The following is a 17879-nucleotide window of genomic DNA, read 5'->3' as shown; positions in this document are numbered from 1 at the left end:
TGTTAAAGTTATTACCCTAAATGACAAGGATTATGCCAAGTCCAAAAACCAATAAAAATGTCATATTTTGACTGACGAATCAGAAAAAATATGACATTATGACATTTTTAAACTTTTAATCTACCAAAAACAAGGCATTACTAAATAATAAATTGCCATTCTCCCAAAAACCTCTGAACAACGGATTATCTATCATGTAAATAATTTTACCATTTCTTTTGTATTCTACAGCAAAGCTTACTGTTTCCTCAATATTTTTTTTAAGCTTATGACCAATGAACCCCGAACTTATGTAGTTTTGAGGTATATATACAACATTTTGAACATTTTTTAATACTTTATAAGATCGATCTGAAGTTTTTAAACTAAAATAATTTTCACCCAACCCAAATGCTAAAGGATGTGTTCTATCTAAACGATTCTCAATAATGGCACCGGGAATAAAACTCGAAATGGATCTCCGTTCATAGCCTTCAAAATCTAAATATCTGCTTTTTAACTGCTCTTCTTCGTTGGATTTTTGAGCATTCGATTTTTCTTCTTCTGTAGCATAGGCCGTTAAACTGTAACCTTCTCTGTCTTCAAAAACCGACAAAGCACCATCTATTGCAATCACTTTCCCTCCTTTATCAATAAATTCATCAATCTGCTTTTTTTGATTGTCTGAAAAATTATACCATCCATCCGGTAATATCAATGTTGTATAGTCACTCCAATTGATTCTGTTAAAATGAGCCATTTCAACAATACTTAAGGGATATTCTACAACTTGATCCATAAAAAACCAAACTTGACCAAAATCGATATTACTTACTCCTGCTCCTCCTAAGACTAATACTTTGGGGGCCGATAACAACGGATAATTCTCTCCGCCAAGATCTCCTCCATTTTCTGCAAAACCACTTTCTAAACCTACAAAATCACTCTTTTCTGAAATCAATTTTGATACGGTATTTTCAAAATTTTGAATTCCGGTATTATCCCCTTTGGTTACAATCAAACCTCCACGTTCAATTTTTTGGTTTCCAAATAAAACTTCTTTTTTGGCATACCTTACCTTTATTTTATTTTGATGCAACTGACTCAAAACTCGAGCAGAACTTCTATTATTCCAAGGAATATAGAAGGCATAAACCGCAGATGGAAGCGGAGTTGTATATGAATTAATTTGAGTTTTGGTTTTTATAGAAAGTGGAGTTTTCAGGGCATAACTGTCCACTCCATAAGCCATAGGTAAAGCCCATGCCGTTATATCATACGACAAACTATCTGATAATTTGTGATGGGGTTCAAACAATACCTGCGTTAAAACCGCTCGAGGCTGATTGACAGATACTATAATATCATTGGGTTCAACGGTAAACGTTTTTTCTTTATTGGATTGGTAGTGATATCCGGTCAATTTTCGGGTTTCGTCTGCAAAAAAAGTCTCAATACGGTTTCGATTTAACAACTTCAACAACTCTTGATTCTTGGCATTATTCTTTACAATATAGGTTTGGTATTTACCTTTAGGCTTCTTTCTACTATCCCTAAAATAATTTCGGAATTCTTTTCTTAAATTTTCTTTTAATACAAAAGACAACTCAACCGCAGCCATAACTGCCATTTTATGATGATCAATACGGTCTTGAATGGTTAAAACTGTACCGTTTTTTAAGTTTACAGCTCTACCGGCTCCAATGCCTCCTTGCTCATAGGTCATTCCAATAGCACCATTGAAACTGGGGTAAGTATCGCCATAACTCGGATAAAACAAATCAAATCGTTCACCGGAATAATACATCCATCCTTCTTTGTCAAACTTTTTCGATGTCAATTCTCCAATCTTCTTATGAAAATCTCTTTGAAAAGGAGTGATTTGTTCGTGAAATGGCTCGGCTGCCGGTGGAAAAAAGTAAGGCTCATTAAACCCCATTTCATGTACATCTACATGAACCATAGGCATCCATTCATGATATAAATTCATACGTAATTGCGACTCTAATTGGGTTTGCCAAGCCCAATCTCTATTTAAATCGTATACATAATGATTTTGTCTACCCCCAGGCCAAGGTTCCATATGTTCCCGGTCTGTCAAACCGGGATGCGTTTTTTTACCGGAAATATCTCGTAACCAATTGGCATAGCGTGAAAAACCATCGGGATTCAAACACGGGTCTAAAATCACAACCGTGTCTTCCAACCATTTTTGGGTATTGCTGTTTTTTGGATTTATCAATTCAAAGGCAATTGCTAACGAACTTTCTATAGCACCTATTTCATTTCCATGAACATTAAAACTCAACCATATTACGTTTACATCTTTATAATCGAGGGATTTATTGGGATACAAACCAATTTCATGCAAATGATTTTTTCGAATAACTTCTAAATTTTTTAAATTTTCTGGAGTTGAAATGAAGTAGGCATTCAAATTACGTTCTTGAGTAGTTTGACCATACGTTTGATGCTTTATCCATTGAGATTGCTCTGTTAAATGTTTAAAATAAGCTTCAACTTGGTGGTAAAAAGTAACTTGTTTTCCATAATTAGGTAAAAATTCAGCGGGTGATTGAACTTGAGAAAATACTGAATTACAAATAATTACAAACAAAAGAACTAAAATTCGATTCATGACTTGTATTTTTAAAATTCAAATATACATTATTTTAAATCCGAATAATGAAATAGACAACCCTTTATGAAACTCTTAAATGTAGTTTTAGTACAAACTAAATAGTATATTTGCCCTATTCAATCGATAGAGTTATGGAAGAATGTATTTCTGTTTTTGACATGTTAAAAATTGGTGTTGGCCCATCGAGTTCTCATACACTAGGACCGTGGCGAGCCGCTGAACGTTTTTTAGCCGAATGCAGAGCAGAAAACATATTGCTACAAGCTGTTCGAGTCAAAGTAGATTTATACGGTTCGCTTTCCTTAACCGGGAAAGGACACGCTACCGATTATGCTGTGATGCTTGGCTTAAGCGGTCAAGACCCGGAAACCATTCCTGTTGCTGATATTGACGGAATTGTTCAATCAATTAAAACGAACAAAAAAATCAATTTAGGAAATGAAATCGAACTTGATTTTGAAGTAGAAAAAGACATTGTTTTCAACAAAAACTTTTTGCCCTTTCATGCCAATGGATTGACATTTTCCTTATACACTTCCGATGCAGAATTTAGTGAAACCTACTACTCTATTGGTGGCGGATTTGTGGTAAAAGAAGAACGAGAAAATGCCAAAAAGAAGTTAGAAATTAAATGTGCTTTCCCCTACCCAATTCAAAAAGCAGATGAATTACTAGCCTATTGCAAAAAAGAAAACCAATCGATTTCTGAAATTGTGTATGAAAATGAAAAATCGATGCGTTCAGAAGAAGAAATTCATCGAGAGTTGATGCGAATTTGGAACACGATGTTAGAATGTATGTACATCGGTTGTCATTCTGAAGGTATTCTACCCGGCGGATTGAATGTGCGAAGACGAGCGTATGACATGCATTTAGGATTAAAAGGCGAACTTCCTTATTCCAATCCGCAAGAATGGTTGGAAACCATTAGAAAAACCGAAGTGAAATTTCGTCAAATTCTAAAATGGGTAAGCTGTTTTGCCTTGGCTGTGAATGAAGTAAATGCTGCTTTAGGCAGGGTTGTGACTGCTCCAACCAACGGAAGTGCTGGCGTTATTCCTGCGGTTTTGATGTATTATTTAGTGATTGAAAACCATAATGCCGGTGAGAAGGAAATCAAACAATTTTTATTAGTTGCCGGAGAAATTGGCAGTATCTTCAAAAAAGGAGCTACAATTTCAGCCGCAATGGGTGGTTGTCAAGCCGAAATTGGCGTATCCAGTGCCATGGCAGCCGGAGCCTTGTGTGAATTAATGGGCGGAACACCCGCTCAAGTAACGATGGCTGCCGAAATTGCGATGGAACATCATTTGGGAATGACCTGCGACCCGATTGGTGGATTGGTTCAAATTCCGTGTATCGAACGCAATACAATGGGAGCGATTAAAGCCATTAATGCTGCTGAATTGGCCTTAGAAACCGATGCCAATAATGCGAAAGTTCCGTTAGATAAAGTAATCAATACCATGTGGGAAACCGCCAAAGACATGAACTCCAAATACAAAGAAACCAGTGAAGGTGGATTGGCAGTTGGGGTGAATTTAGCGGATTGTTAGTTAACGTCTTCTCGTATCCAAAATATACACCACTTTCCAGCCGTCATTTTCTTTATATAATTGAAAAGAATTCACTCCGGAATGGCTTAATTTATTATTCACATAAAACTCATAAGGCGTCCAAACGTGAGCCATAGCACCATCGATCTGAACTTTGTAACTTAGAATTTTCTCTTCAAATTTTATGGCTAATGGAATGGTGGCAATAGACTTATAAAAATTGGCCGCTTTTTCAACAGAGAATTTTGCTTCTTTCTCCGATTCAGAAATAGAATGCAAAACCAAATTTTCAGAACACACCTTTTTTAACGCAATAGAATCACGTTGGTGAAAAGCGTTGAAAAATCTTTCAATAGTGTTTTGAATTTCTTTTTCTTGTGCATACGAAGATTGAATCACTAGCAATATGAGAAGAGAAATTTTTTTCATACATCTAAATTTAATGCATTAGTAGATTTAGAATCAAATACGTTACAATTCCGGCAACATATCCGGCAATGGCCAAGGGTGTGATTTTCTTTAAATACCATAAAAACGTCATCTTTTCTTTTTCCATAATGGCAATTCCGGCAGCAGAACCAATTATTAACATACTTCCCCCGGTTCCGGCACAAAGAGCTATGAATTCCCAAAGCGAATGATCCAATGGATATTCTGAAAGTGTAAACATTCCTTGAGTAGCTGCTACTAAACTTCCATTATCAACAATTGAGGATAATACTCCAATTGCAACCACCATGATATCATTACTTGGCAAAGATTCTTGAAGAAATAGGGATAATTGACTCAAAATTTCAACTTCTTCCAATACATAAACCAAAAGTAAAATTCCCATAAAATAAAGTATGGAACTCACATCAACTTTTGATAAGGCATAGGCAACCGAATATTTCTCTTTTTCCTCTTGTGTTTTATTACGATGGTAAACTATAGAAACCATTGAAACCAATGCCAAAGCCATTAATACTCCAATAAACGGTGGCAAACCTGTTATTGATTTAATAATCGGCACCATTACTAATCCAAAAACTCCAGCAAGGAATACGCTTAAACTTCCACGCATCTTTTCTTCTTTAATTACTTCTGCCATAGAAAGTTGGACACGTAGCATCGTGAAGCCATTCATTCGGTAACTAGCTAATAACAAAGGAATTAACAAACACATAATTGATGGCAATAACAAAGTTTTAACTATTCCCAAAGCACTCACTTGACCTCCAATCCAAAGTAAAGTAGTGGTAATATCACCTATTGGACTAAAGGCTCCTCCTGCATTAGCAGCAATAACAACTATACCAGCCAAAATCATACGGGTTTCACTTTTGGGCATCAACTTTTTGAGTAAAGTAATCATGATAATGGCTGTTGCCAAATTGTCTAACAACGCCGACATGAAAAAAGTAATTCCACCAACAATCCATAACAACTTTAAAACCGATCGGGTTCGTATTCGGTTCGTGATAACGGAAAACCCTTTGTGAATATCAATCAATTCAACAATGGTCATAGCACCTAATAGAAAAATCAATAATCCCGAAATTTCTCCAAAATGTTGAATTAGTTTTTCGGCTACTTCATTTTTATTCCCTTGGTACATTAAGGCATAAATAACCCAACATAGCGAACCCGTAAGGATGGAAGTAATGGTTTTGTTTATCCGAATTGGAGCTTCAAAAACAATGGCCAAATAACCCAAAACAGCCAAACCTAATAATATAGAAATCATCTTAAATTGATTTAGAAAAACAGAGCTAAAGTACTTAGTTTTCGCATCCAAAATAAGGTTTCGTAAAAATATTTTAAGACACTACCAAACATTCCTTACATTTGTATTTCGTTCCTTAAACTTTTCAAAAAATGTCAACAGCAAAAAAAGATTACAAACGCATTACAACCAAATCCCTTTTTGATATGAAAGCCAATGGCGAGAAAATCTCCATGCTTACGGCATATGATTTTACGATGGCTAAAATTGTAGATGCCGCTGGTGTTGACGTAATTTTGGTTGGCGATTCTGCCAGTAACGTGATGGCAGGTCACGAAACTACTTTACCTATTACTTTAGACCAAATGATTTATCATGCGAGTAGTGTAGTGCGTGCGTGCGAAAGGGCTTTGGTTGTGGTTGATTTACCTTTCGGAACTTATCAATCTGACCCAAAAGAAGCCTTGCGTTCTGCCATTCGAATTATGAAAGAAAGTGGCGGACATGCCGTAAAATTAGAGGGAGGAAGTGAAATTAAAGATTCTATAAAAAAAATATTGAATGCCGGAATCCCGGTGATGGGACATTTAGGGTTAACACCTCAATCCATTTATAAGTTTGGTACTTATACTGTTCGAGCCAAAGAAGAAGCCGAAGCTGAAAAATTAGTGGAAGATGCCAAGTTGTTGGAACGTATTGGTTGTTTTGCTTTGGTTTTGGAAAAAATTCCGGCTAAGTTAGCTCAAAAAGTGGCCGAAAGTATTTCGATACCCGTTATTGGAATTGGTGCAGGAAGTGGTGTGGACGGTCAAGTGTTAGTGCTTCACGATATGATTGGGATGACACATGAATTTAGTCCGCGATTCCTCCGAAGATACATGAATTTATATGAAGACATGACCAAAGCTATTGGACAATATGTTACGGATGTTAAAGCATTGGATTTTCCTAATGCGAATGAACAATATTAATTTGGCAATGTGTCAATGAGGTAATAGGTCAATGAGGTCAATGAGATAGTTTGCGGATGAAAATAGTTACAACCAAAGATAATTTACAAATTCTTCATGAAGACAATCATTTGATTGTAATTAACAAAAGAGTGGGCGATATAGCTCAAGGCGACAATTCAGGCGACAAACCCCTACCCGACATCGTAAAAGAATACCTAAAAGAAAAATACAACAAACCCGGTGATGTTTTTTTAGGAGTAGTACATCGGCTAGATCGACCCACAACCGGAATTGTTGTGTTTGCCAAAACAAGTAAAGCATTGACCCGTATGAATGAATTATTCAGTTCTAGGGAAACCCAAAAAACGTATTGGGCAGTGGTCAAAAATAAACCCCCAAAAGAAGAAGATACTATAGTTCATTTCATTAAACGAAATCCAAAAAATAATACTTCAAAAGCTCATATCAAGGAAGTTCCAGGAAGCAAAAAAGCAAGTCTACATTACAAAGTAATGGCAACATTAGACCATTACATTGTACTGGAAATAGAATTACACACGGGTAGACATCATCAAATTAGAGCCCAATTGCAAGCCATAGGTTGTTCGATAAAAGGGGATTTAAAATACGGTTTTGACCGAAGCAATTCGGATGGTGGCATACATCTTCATGCCCGAAAACTTAGTTTTGTGCACCCGGTTTCAAAAGAATCATTAACTATCGTAGCTCCCATTCCAAATGATGTGATTTGGAATGCCATAGAAAACTAAATCCCATTTTTTTTCGTTTATTTATTTAGTAGGGTAAACGAATCGCAATTTGTTTCTCTTAAAAACCTAATCGTATGAAAAAAATAGTTGCATTAATTTGTCTTAACTTGAGTCTATTGAGTATCGCTCAAGACCACTATTCAGGAATAAGTACATCCAAAAGAACAGGAATTCTAAATGGAACATTCAATCCGGCAGAACTAGCCAGCTTGAATTCTAAAGTTGAGATTCATTTGTTTTCACTTAGTACAAATGTTGCCAATAATAAATTAGGATTTAATGATTTAACGAGCGATACCGATCTAGAAGAAATTCTATTTACGGGGTCGGAACCCGTAAATTTGAGATTGGATGTAGAAATTTTTGGTCCCAGTTTGGCATTTAAATACAAAAAATGGGGATTTGGAGTAAGCTCAAAAGCATTCGGAAAACTTAACTTAGTAGATATTGACGTAAACATTGGTGATGCGATTAGTAATAATGGAATCAATTCAATTTTCAATTCAACCGCATTAATTGGGAATAACAATCAGAGATTAAATGGTACAACCTATGGTGAATTAGGCTTATCGGTGGCACGAAATATATGGGAAAATGAAAAATACAACTTCAATGCTGGAGCAACTGTAAAACTATTATTTCCGGGTTCGTATGCAAACTTTGGAGCAAACCAACTAAACGGTACTGTTACTACAGTAGCCGGGAACTCTTTTTTAACCAATACAAATGCAACCCTAAACATTGCCTATTCGGGTAGTTTGGCGAATAGTTTTTCAGATTTTGAAGACTACAGAAATTCAGTTTTTGGAAATTTAAATGGACTCGGATTAGATATTGGAGCTCAATTCACCCTAAAAGACACGGATAAAAGTAAAGGCTATAAAATTAATTCGGGTATTTCTGTTCGTAATATTGGAAGCATGAAATTTACAGATGCAAACAATTCATCAACCGATTATTCTTTGGTAATTCAGGGAAATGAAAGCTTAAATTTGAGTCAGTTTGACGATGTAGAAAGCTTACAGGAAATTGAACAAATTCTTCTGGATAGCGGCTTTCTTACAGCTGTTTCCTCAAATCGCGACTTTAAAGTGAAATTACCAACCGTAATTAATATTTACAGTGATTTTCGCCTAGTTCCAAGTTTTTATCTTTCGGTTTTTTGGCAACAAAAAATAAACGATGACAATCAAAATGATCAAATTACAGCACAAAACACATTAACCTTAACCCCACGTTTTTCATTAAAGCATTTTGAAGTTTTTTCTCCGTGGACGCAAAATGAAATATCCGGTCTTAATGGTGGTATTGGTTTTAGAGCCGGTGGTTTTTTTGTAGGTTCAGGCTCTTTGATTACATCATTGATTAATGATAGTAAACACGCCGATTTTTATTTAGGATTTCGATTGGGTATAGGAAAAAGTTAAATTTTCTCACTACATTTGAATTCATTCAATTTGGTAAAATGAATTCAACTATTCCCGTAAATCAAAGAAAACTTCTACTAAAAAAACTTTTGATTACAATCAAAAAATACGAAAAAGAAGTTGAGCTTGCCTTGTATAAAGATTTTAAAAAATCTGCTTTTGAAACCTATTTGACTGAGTTCAATTATGTCTTATCTGATTTAAAGCATACGATTTCCAATGTAGATAAATGGGCAAAACCCAAACGGGTTTGGCCTTCAATTATGACATTTCCTTCTTCTGACTTTATTTACTCAGAACCCTACGGAAGAGTTTTAATTATAGCTCCTTGGAACTATCCATTTCAATTGGCATTTAGTCCCTTGATAGCTGCTATTGCAGCTGGCAATACGGTTGTTTTGAAACCTTCTGAACTTGCTTTTCAAACGGCTCAAATTATTACCCAAATTGTAGAAGAAGTTTTCGATGTCAAACAAGCGGTCGTAGTGCATGGTGGTCCGGAATTCACCCAATCGCTTTTGGAACAAAAATGGGATTATATTTTCTTTACCGGAAGTGTACCTGTAGGAAAAATTATTGCACAAGCTGCAGCCAAAAATCTAACACCTGTAACTCTAGAATTGGGAGGTAAAAATCCCTGTATTATTGATGAAGGAGCTGATTTGGAAATGGCAGCCAAACGAATTGTATGGGGTAAGTTTTTAAATGCGGGTCAAACTTGCATCGCTCCAGACTTCATTGTAATTCAAGCCAAAGAGAAATATGACTTTATTGAGCTTGTCAAAAAAGAAATACAAAAGGCATATGGAGAAAATCCTCAAGAATCTCAAGATTATCCCAGAATTATCAATTCAAAAAACTGGAAGAGATTACACGATTTAATCGACTCTTCAATAGTTCTTACCGGAGGTATTTGCAATGAAAATGAAAAGTATATAAGTCCAACTCTTTTGGATGAACCAAACTTGAATAGTCCTATCATGCAAGATGAAATTTTTGGCCCAATTTTACCCATTATTTCATACCATGATGAAAAAGAATTATCTAAAATTTTAATTCGCTATGAAAAACCTTTGGCCTTGTATGTTTTTACAAAAAATAAAAAATTTGCCGAAAAAATAGTCACAAGTTTTTCATTTGGTGGCGGTTGCATAAACGATTGCATGATTCATTTTGCCAATAAAAAACTACCCTTTGGAGGAGTTGGTCAAAGCGGTATCGGGGCTTATCATGGTAAATTTGGATTTGATACCTTTTCACACAAAAAACCAATTTTAAAAAAACCCAATTGGGGAGATAATCCCATCAGATATGCCCCATATAAAAAGAAGTTGAATATTGTAAAAAAAGTTTTATCTTGGCTTTAAAATAATAAACACATGGAACAACAAAAGAGAATTGACGAAGTTACCCAAAGAGGTTACCATCTGGATTTTGGAAAAATCATTGAAGATAGTTTTGAAAACTACAAAAAAATTGCTGTAACAGCAGGTTTAGCTTTTTTACTGATTATGGTTTTTGTAATTGCAATTGCCATAGGGGTTGCAGCTTTATTTATGGGTGCTGTTTCTTTTACTGAAGACATGGCCGATTTTAACATTACTCAGTTTTCAACAGTGGGTATACTCATTTACATCGTTGGTGTAGCATTTGTGAGCGGTCTATTTAGCCCCATTGGAGCCGGATTACTAAAAATGGCACATTCCGCCTATGTTAATGAAGAATTTTCTGTGAGTACAATTTTTGACTATTATAAATCTTCTAAGTTTAAAGACCTTTTTATTGCCACCTCCTTAATTTCATTGGTATCTATTGGTATATCAACCGGAATTGAATTATATGGAATTTTAATTGTAGGAAACCTAATAACCTATGTAATATCATTTTTTACCTTTTTTACAATTCCTTTGATTATGTTTACCCACCTGAATGCATTTGAAGCAATTAGTGTAAGTAGTCAATTGGTATTAAAACAGGCATTTCCAATTATAGGACTAGCCATAGTAGCCGGTTTGGGTTCTATGGTTGGATTGATTGCTTTGTGTATAGGCGTTTTATTTACCATGCCATTTTGGTATTCGGTATTATTTACTACTTACAATTCGATTTTACCCACAGTCGTGAAAAGTGAAATTGACGATATAGGTTCATCAGAAACAGAATAAATATATAAACTCCAACTAAAGTTGGAGTTTTTTTTCATTCTGAAAAAAGAGAAAATAATAGTAATAAATTCATTTTTATTTTTACATTTATACGCTCTCTTAACCCAATTAACAAACTTAGAAAATGCCCCTTGTTTATTGCCCTAAATTACTGATGGTATTCTATTTAAACTTCACTCACACACCAAATACACATTGGTTGTTAAACCTTAAAATTATTCCCGATTTAAACACAGACAACTTTTTAAGAGACTGGTTGTTTGTTATTGTATTTGTTTCATTTTTAGTAACTCTTACCTATTCTATTTTTCAGAGACAAACCCATTATAACAAATCATTTGTCAAAGATTTCTCTGAAACGGATTTCTCAAAAGAAGAGTATCAAAAGTATTTTTTCTTTTTAGCCATATTGATACCTTCCATAGAATTGGTATTGTACATATTTAATATCCGAAACCAGCCCTTGTTGGTTCACAATTTTTTTTACGGACTCCTTTTTATGGGGATTTATATTCTAAGTAAAAAAAACACCTTAGTTGCCAATTATTTGCATCGTATTTTCATGTTTTGCTATTTGGCTTATCTGGCAACTATATTGAGAAATCTGATTTTATACGAACCCTTTGAACTCATAACCTTTGCAGGGTTATTAACATTAATGTTCTTTTCGTACAACGTTTTCAAAAAAAGTAAAGAATATTGGGCATTTATAATTTCCCTATTTGTTGTTTTATTACTCATGCTTATTACAAAAGCAGTCGAATTTAAAGTTGGGGTAATTGCTATTATTAGTTTACTTTTAATTACGATTCTAAATTTCATTAGACACATTGCAATTCTAAATACAAGAGATAAGTTTTTGTTTGCCAACGAAATTATCAATAAAGGAAGTTCATTGGTATTGGCAACTCGCAAAAATGGAGAAGTCACCTACTGTAGTGAAAATATCAAATACATTCTGGGTTATACACAAGATGAAGTAAAAGGAATGGGATTTTGGATTCATACCGAAGATCCGGAATTTATTGGCGAAGCATACCATGACGACTTTGTAAGAGATCGAATGTACACCCGTAAATTAAAATGTAAAGACGGAAGCTTCAAATACATACAATGGGTAGATAAACAATTTGGAGATGATTTATTTGTGGGTATTGGAAATGATGTAACCGAACAAATTCAGATTGAACACCGCTATCAAAATCTAATTGAAAACGCCTCTGATATCATTTTTGAAACCGATTACAGCGGAAAATTTACTTACATCAATTCGTTTGCATGTCAACTTTTGAAGTACGATTTAAAAGAATTGAAACAAAAATATTTTGGAGAACTTATTCGTGAAGATTACCGTGAACAAGTAGTAGCTTTTTATACCGAAGATGTGTATAAACTTGATGAATTTTCGGTTTTAGAATTTCCTATATTGAAAAGTAATGGGGAAGAAATATGGATATCTCAAAAAGTTACTTTCAAAAAAGATGAACAAGGAGAAATCATTGGTTATTCCGGAATTTCCAGGGATATAACATTGATTCGAAAACTTGAAGTTGAAAAAAATCAAAGACAAGATAAAATAAAAAAATACAACAACGCACTTTCAAAACTATCAACTACCAATTTTTCTCCCTACAACGAAATCGAGCCTATTTTGAAGCTCATTTTTGAACAAGTTGCCAAAGCTACCGGAATTCAACGCATAAGTTATTGGAATTATGCCCCCGAAAAAATAAGTTGTATAAACTTATACAATTTGAAAACAAATGAGCACTCAAATCATAGTGAGATTTACAAAAAAGATATGCCCATCTATTTTGAATCTATTGAGAGAGAACAAATTATTATTGCTTCAGATGTAACTCAAAAAAGAGAAACTTCAGAGTTCATGTCGGGCTACTTTAACATCAACAACATAAAATCTTTACTAGATTATCCGGTATTTATTAACGGCAAATTGTATGGCATCATTTGTTTTGAAGCTACAGAACAAATAAGATATTGGGACAATGAAGATATAAATTTCACTCGCTCTGTCTCTGAAATTATTTCACTGGGTATCGAAACCTTAAAACGAAAAGAAATTGAATCCAATTTGCAATATAAAAGTGAAATTTTAACTACCGTGACTCAAATTGCAGAAAAAATTCTTTTTCACAAGGATGTTTTTCAAATTATGAATGAAATTCTAGAATCGCTTGGAATTGTAACCAAGGCAGATCGGGTGTATTATTTTGAAGCCAATGAAGAAAAACGTCTCGTTTCACAAAAATACGAATGGTCTGCACCCAACATTGAATCTCAAATTGATAATGACGATTTGCAAGATGTGCCGTATGAAACATTCTTAGATATAGTAATTCCTTTAAAATCAAAAAAGATTTACCATAAAAAAGTGAAAGATATATTTGAAAGCGATTATAAAGAACTCATGAAATCGCAAAATATATTATCTGTACTTTTTATTCCCGTTTTAGTTAAAGACAAATTGGTGGGCTGTATCGGTTTTGACGATTGCACAATTGAAAGAACATGGACAGATGATGAAATTAATATTTTGCAATCCTTAGTCAATAATATTTCGTCATCTATAGAACGAAACCTCAACGAACAAATCATTCATAATAGTGAAGAACGTTTTAGACTCTTAGCCGATAACATTCCCGGCACCATTTATCTGTCGCGTTATGATGAAAAGTTTACCAAAATATACCTCAACAATGAGATAGAAAAACTAACGGGCTATTCTAAAGAAATGTTTTTAAATAAAGAAATTTACTTCTTAGATTTAGTTCATCCGGATGATAGAGAAAGGGTTGTAAAAGACCAAAAATACGCCCTAGAAAACGGACAAAAAATTCATTTTATTTACCGAATTATACACAAATCGGATAGAGTGGTTTGGGTTGAAGAATTTGGCGATGTAATTCTTAAAGATAATAAAATTGAATTCATTGAAGGAATTTTCATAGACATTACCGAAAGAAAAATTCAAGAAGCTGCGGTAAAAGAAAAAGAAATGGCAGTTGCCGCAAACAAAGCCAAATCTGAATTTTTGGCCAATATGAGTCATGAAATCCGAACCCCGTTAAATGGTATCATTGGTTTTACCGATTTATTGATGCGATCCAACTTGGAAAAATCGCAATTGAAATACATGAAAACGGTGCATCAATCTGCAAAATCATTAATGAGTGTAATTAATGATATTCTTGATTTTTCTAAAATCGAATCCGGAAATCTTGAATTGGTGGTTGAAGAAACTAAAATTGTTGATGTTGCCAAAGAAGTAATTGACACCATAAGATACGATGCTATTCAGAAAAAATTAGACGTAGACGTACATATAAACCATGATGTTCCGGTAACCATTTGGATAGACCCTATTCGATTGAAACAAATTTTAATCAATTTATTGGGTAATGCAGTCAAGTTCACATCAAAAGGTAAAATCAAATTAACCGTTGAGGTTGTAAACCAAATTGCAACTCACCAAACCCGTTTAAGATTTTCGGTTATTGATACCGGAATTGGTATAAAACGTGAAAATCAAAACAAAATCTTTGAAGCCTTTTCACAAGAAGACAATTCAACTACTCGTCAATATGGTGGCACCGGACTAGGCTTAAGCATATCCAATAAACTATTGGGTTTAATGAATAGTAAACTCGAATTGGAAAGCGAACCCAATAGCGGAAGTACATTCTATTTTGAAATAGATGTTCAGTCTTCCAGTAAAGATAGAGTGCCACTTAATTCTTCTGTTGTTGTTGATGAGGAATTTGTGTATGAAAATTTGTCAAAAGTAAATGTTTTGATTGTTGAAGACAACAATATCAATTCTTTATTAGCCAAAACACTCTTGTCTAAAATTTTACCAAAGGCAAAAATAACTACAGTAAATAACGGTAAAGAAGCCATCGAAAAATGTGAAACCGATAATTTTGATATTCTTTTTATGGATATTCAAATGCCGGTGATGAACGGCTATGAAGCTACACAAGAAATTAGAAAACTTTCAAATTATAAAACAACTCCAATCATTGCTTTAACCGCCGGAACCGTAATAGGTGAAAAAGAAAAATGCCTAGAAATGGGAATGAATGATTATGTTTCCAAACCCATAATTAAAGGTAGCTTAGAAGAAATTATTTCCAAATGGATTAAATAACTTCTTTTTTTCTTACATTTATTGAGTATAATCCAATTAAAATGAAATCACATGAAATGGGAAGGCAGAAGACAAAGCAAAAATGTTGAAGACCGTAGAGGAATGAGTAGCACCGGCAAAGTGGTTGCCGGAGGTGGACTTATAGGCATAATTTTGCTTTTAATTAATTTATTTGGGGGTGAAAGTGCCCAAAATCTTGCACCCATTTTAGAACAATTGCAACAACAAACCTCAGAAACGCCTGCTCAACCCTTGAGCACTGAAGATCAAAAAATGGGCGAATTTGTAGCTACTGTTTTAGCAGATACAGAAGATGTTTGGCACAGAATTTTTCAAGAAAACGGTTTGACTTATAAAGAACCGGGTATGGTATTATTTCGCAGCTCGGTACAATCTGCATGCGGTGGAGCTACATCGGCTTCCGGTCCCTTTTATTGCCCAGCCGATCAAAAAATCTACATGGATTTGGATTTCTTTGATGAATTACAAACCCGATTTGGTGCCAAAGGTGGTGATTATGCCATAGCCTATGTTATTGCTCATGAAGTGGGTCATCACGTGCAAACGTTGTTAGGAACTTCAGGTAAAGTGAGACAATTGCAACAAAAATTAAGCAAAGCTGAAGGGAACAAATTATCCGTTTCTTTAGAACTACAAGCCGATTTTTATGCCGGTTTATGGACCCATTACAACCAGAAATATTTAGAGGAAGGTGATATTGAAGAAGCCTTAAGTGCAGCTCATGCCGTAGGCGATGATGCTATTCAAAAGAAAATGCAAGGTCATGTGGTACCCGACTCCTTTACACACGGGACTTCAGAACAACGCGTTAAGTGGTTTGGTAAAGGTTTTAAAACCGGCGATATCAAGCAAGGCGACACTTTTGCTGCATTAAATTAATATCAATTTTTGCACTTTTTTTTACTTTTTTAGAAAATAAATGTTCCCTTTTTTAAAACATTCGCAAATCGTTTTATAATAGGGATTTTTTTATGAAATGTTCAATCCGTATTGAAGAGCACTTTCATAAATTTGCTACCTAAAAGTAAGAAAAATGAACGTTGGCATTGATAGCATTTCCTTTGACATCCCTAAAATCTATTTACCGATTTCTACCTTAGCAAATCATAGAAATATTGAACCGGACAAACTTGTTAAAGGCTTAGGCTTACACAAAATGAGTTTTCCTGACAAACACCAAGATGTGGTTACATTTGCCGCTAATGCGACTTTAAAATTGATTGAACAAGAAAATATTAATCCAGCTGAAATTGCTCGAATTTATGTGGGTTCAGAAAGTGGTGTAGATAGTTCAAAACCAATCGCCTCCTACATTTTATCTTTATTAGAAAGTAAATTAGGAACTGCTTCATTTCGAAACTGTGATGTAGTTGATCTCACTTTTGCTTGTATTGGCGGAGTCGATGCTTTGCAAAATTGCATGGATTATATTCGTTTAAATCCAACCAAAAAAGCTATCGTAATTGCATCCGATAATGCCAAATATGATTTAGAATCCAGTGGCGAATATACACAAGGTGCGGGTGCCATTGCCATGCTGATTACTTCAAACCCCAGGATTTTAAGCTTTTCCAATGAAGTTGGTGTTTCTACGGAAGGAGTTTTTGATTTTTTCAAGCCGAGAAGAAGTTTTGCTAAATCTGAAATAACCAATTCCGCAGATAATCCGGAATGGTTTGGTGTGTTAGAAAATGAAGTTTCTATTTACAAAGAACAGCCTGTCTTTGACGGACAATACTCTAATCAATGTTACATCAACCGAATTACGGAAGCTTACCAACATTTTAAAAGAGAAAGCCAACAAACCGGTAAAGTCTATGAAAATTGGGCTTCTATTTTGATGCACCTTCCTTATTGTTTTCAAGGAAGACGTACCTTTATCGAAATTTTTGCCAATGAAAATCCAGATTTACTCGAAAATCAAATTGGCGATACCCAAAAAGATAAACTAAAAGCTTTGACTAAAAGTCCGGAGTATTTAGCTCTCATCAACGAAAAAATTTATCCCTCTGAAATTGCTTCAGGTCAAGTAGGAAATATATATACCGGTTCTATTTTTCTTGGGCTACTTTCAGCCTTATGCTACCACGCAAAACAAAACACCCATTTAGAAAACCAAAAAGTAGGTTTTATAGCCTATGGTAGCGGTTCCAAATCAAAGGTTTTTGAAGCCGCAGTTTGCGAAAATTGGAAATCAGTTATCAGTAAAATTCAACTTTTTGAAACGTTAGAAAACAATCAATCGATCGATTTTGAAACGTATGAAAAGCTTCATAAAAAAGAAATCACCGAATCAGTTCTTTCACCTAAAGGCGAGTTTACTCTAACTTCTATCGAAAAAGATAATCCGGTTTTGGTGGGTGCGAGGTATTATGAGTTTGTGTTTTAACTCCACTCAGAACGACATTATTAAATTCCGTCAGACTTCAGTCGGATATTTATTCCCCTGTGCGTAGCACTAAATTCCGTCCGACTTCAGTCGGATGATTCTCCC

12 protein-coding genes are annotated in these 17879 nt (G+C 34.6%); 9 read left to right on the top strand and 3 right to left on the bottom strand.

From position 1 onward, the window contains the following. Positions 1 to 115 precede the first annotated feature (115 nt). Positions 116 to 2617, bottom strand: coding sequence for a M14 family zinc carboxypeptidase (locus V7M80_RS07090; RefSeq protein ID WP_333695049.1), 2502 nt, complete (start codon positions 2615 to 2617; stop codon positions 116 to 118). A gap of 134 nt (positions 2618 to 2751) precedes the next feature. Here V7M80_RS07090 and V7M80_RS07085 point away from each other — a divergent pair, with 134 nt between their 5' ends. Continuing rightward, positions 2752 to 4176: an L-serine ammonia-lyase gene (locus V7M80_RS07085; protein ID WP_333695124.1), complete on the top strand. Its 1425-nt coding sequence runs from the start codon at positions 2752 to 2754 to the stop codon at positions 4174 to 4176. Here the strand turns inward: V7M80_RS07085 and V7M80_RS07080 are convergent, their stop codons facing one another. Beyond that, positions 4177 to 4605: a nuclear transport factor 2 family protein gene (locus V7M80_RS07080; protein WP_333695048.1), complete on the bottom strand. Its 429-nt coding sequence runs from the start codon at positions 4603 to 4605 to the stop codon at positions 4177 to 4179. Between the two features lie 10 nt (positions 4606 to 4615). Continuing rightward, entirely contained in the window at positions 4616 to 5902 is a 1287-nt protein-coding gene (nhaD, locus tag V7M80_RS07075) for a sodium:proton antiporter NhaD (RefSeq protein ID WP_333695047.1), read from the bottom strand. Between the two features lie 131 nt (positions 5903 to 6033). Here nhaD and panB point away from each other — a divergent pair, with 131 nt between their 5' ends. From panB to V7M80_RS07035, 8 genes are all read left to right on the top strand, one after another. Then, positions 6034 to 6852, top strand: coding sequence for a 3-methyl-2-oxobutanoate hydroxymethyltransferase (panB, locus tag V7M80_RS07070; protein WP_333695046.1), 819 nt, complete (start codon positions 6034 to 6036; stop codon positions 6850 to 6852). Positions 6853 to 6908: 56 nt separating this feature from the next. After that, positions 6909 to 7604, top strand: a complete 696-nt coding sequence (locus V7M80_RS07065; RefSeq protein ID WP_333695045.1) for an RluA family pseudouridine synthase — start codon at positions 6909 to 6911, stop codon at positions 7602 to 7604. A 74-nt stretch (positions 7605 to 7678) separates the two neighbouring features. Then, positions 7679 to 9031 (top strand): hypothetical protein, encoded by a 1353-nt coding sequence (locus V7M80_RS07060; protein ID WP_333695044.1) that lies wholly within the window; start codon positions 7679 to 7681, stop codon positions 9029 to 9031. Between the two features lie 38 nt (positions 9032 to 9069). Then, complete coding sequence (locus V7M80_RS07055) at positions 9070 to 10398, top strand: aldehyde dehydrogenase (protein WP_333695042.1); 1329 nt, start codon at positions 9070 to 9072, stop codon at positions 10396 to 10398. Positions 10399 to 10410: 12 nt separating this feature from the next. After that, the gene (locus V7M80_RS07050) at positions 10411 to 11196 is read left to right on the top strand and encodes a hypothetical protein (protein WP_333695040.1); all 786 of its coding nucleotides are present in this window, start codon (positions 10411 to 10413) and stop codon (positions 11194 to 11196) included. Between the two features lie 199 nt (positions 11197 to 11395). Continuing rightward, a complete protein-coding gene (locus V7M80_RS07045) occupies positions 11396 to 15364 on the top strand; it encodes a PAS domain S-box protein (protein WP_333695039.1) in 3969 nt (1322 codons plus the stop codon). Between the two features lie 51 nt (positions 15365 to 15415). Next, positions 15416 to 16264, top strand: coding sequence for a KPN_02809 family neutral zinc metallopeptidase (ypfJ, locus tag V7M80_RS07040; RefSeq protein WP_333695038.1), 849 nt, complete (start codon positions 15416 to 15418; stop codon positions 16262 to 16264). Positions 16265 to 16418: 154 nt separating this feature from the next. After that, positions 16419 to 17774 (top strand): hydroxymethylglutaryl-CoA synthase family protein, encoded by a 1356-nt coding sequence (locus V7M80_RS07035; RefSeq protein ID WP_333695037.1) that lies wholly within the window; start codon positions 16419 to 16421, stop codon positions 17772 to 17774. The last annotated feature ends 105 nt before the right edge of the window (positions 17775 to 17879 follow it).

This window comes from Flavobacterium sp. (assembly GCF_036759525.1).
In the GTDB taxonomy this organism is placed as follows: domain Bacteria; phylum Bacteroidota; class Bacteroidia; order Flavobacteriales; family Flavobacteriaceae; genus Flavobacterium.
This window is presented reverse-complemented; position numbering and strand designations above follow the sequence as displayed.

Excerpts from the sequence above, each read along its gene's own strand:
- panB (WP_333695046.1), top strand. The coding sequence starts at position 6,034 with ATGTCAACAGCAAAAAAAGATTACAAACGCATTACAACCAAATCCCTT.
- nhaD (WP_333695047.1), bottom strand. The coding sequence starts at position 5,902 with ATGATTTCTATATTATTAGGTTTGGCTGTTTTGGGTTATTTGGCCATT.
- V7M80_RS07060 (WP_333695044.1), top strand. The coding sequence starts at position 7,679 with ATGAAAAAAATAGTTGCATTAATTTGTCTTAACTTGAGTCTATTGAGT.
- ypfJ (WP_333695038.1), top strand. The coding sequence starts at position 15,416 with ATGAAATGGGAAGGCAGAAGACAAAGCAAAAATGTTGAAGACCGTAGA.
- V7M80_RS07085 (WP_333695124.1), top strand. The coding sequence starts at position 2,752 with ATGGAAGAATGTATTTCTGTTTTTGACATGTTAAAAATTGGTGTTGGC.
- V7M80_RS07090 (WP_333695049.1), bottom strand. The coding sequence starts at position 2,617 with ATGAATCGAATTTTAGTTCTTTTGTTTGTAATTATTTGTAATTCAGTA.
- V7M80_RS07055 (WP_333695042.1), top strand. The coding sequence starts at position 9,070 with ATGAATTCAACTATTCCCGTAAATCAAAGAAAACTTCTACTAAAAAAA.
- V7M80_RS07050 (WP_333695040.1), top strand. The coding sequence starts at position 10,411 with ATGGAACAACAAAAGAGAATTGACGAAGTTACCCAAAGAGGTTACCAT.
- V7M80_RS07035 (WP_333695037.1), top strand. The coding sequence starts at position 16,419 with ATGAACGTTGGCATTGATAGCATTTCCTTTGACATCCCTAAAATCTAT.
- V7M80_RS07080 (WP_333695048.1), bottom strand. The coding sequence starts at position 4,605 with ATGAAAAAAATTTCTCTTCTCATATTGCTAGTGATTCAATCTTCGTAT.
- V7M80_RS07065 (WP_333695045.1), top strand. The coding sequence starts at position 6,909 with ATGAAAATAGTTACAACCAAAGATAATTTACAAATTCTTCATGAAGAC.